Origin of the sequence: Komagataeibacter oboediens, from assembly GCF_003207815.1 — a bacterium.
Classification (GTDB): Bacteria; Pseudomonadota; Alphaproteobacteria; order Acetobacterales; family Acetobacteraceae; genus Komagataeibacter; species Komagataeibacter oboediens.
In genome coordinates this window covers 1-595 of sequence record NZ_NKTX01000260.1, presented here as the reverse complement: position 1 = coordinate 595, position 595 = coordinate 1, and the positions used below count along the sequence as shown (strand labels likewise).

Here is a 595-nt window from a genome sequence, read left to right as displayed (position 1 = left end):
CGCAAGCGTGCCACCTTCAGCCGTCAGTGTCCCCGTGTTCGTCGTCGTGCCAGCAACCGTGCCGCCATTGACATCCGTCGTCCCGGCAGTCGTCAGCGCGCCTGCAACAGAACCCGGCAGGCTGAGGCCTGCACCAGACGCCACCGTCGTCACACCCGTATAGGTATTCGCACCCGACAGCGTCTCCGTCCCGCCAGAAACCGTCAGACCGCCAGAACCGGACGCCACGCCGGAATAAACGGTGTCAGGATCTGCCGCCGTCAACGTCAGCGTCTGGCTACCAAGATCAATGCCACCGGCTCCACCTATATCCTTGACCGATGCACCAGAATTCGTCTGGCTGATATCAAACATGCCGTTCTGAGCAACATCCACGGTACTGGAATCAGCAATACTACCCGTGCCATTCAGGGCCAGCGTGCCGCCACTGATCGTCGTAGCTCCTGTGTAGGTATTCGCACCCGTCAGCGTTTCCGTCCCGCCAGAAACCGTCAGACCGCCAGAACCGGACATGCCGCCGGAATAGGTGCTGCTGGCTTTGGTCAGGTCCAGCGTGCCGTCCAGCGTGCCACTGGCAGTTCCCGACAGAGAACCC

General features: G+C 61.5%; 1 protein-coding gene. It reads right to left on the bottom strand.

Annotation, left to right across the window (positions count from 1 at the left end; genetic code table 11):
- Nucleotides 1–595 (bottom strand): autotransporter-associated beta strand repeat-containing protein (locus CFR80_RS18750; RefSeq protein WP_181418293.1); only part of this gene is annotated, 595 nt, incomplete at both ends.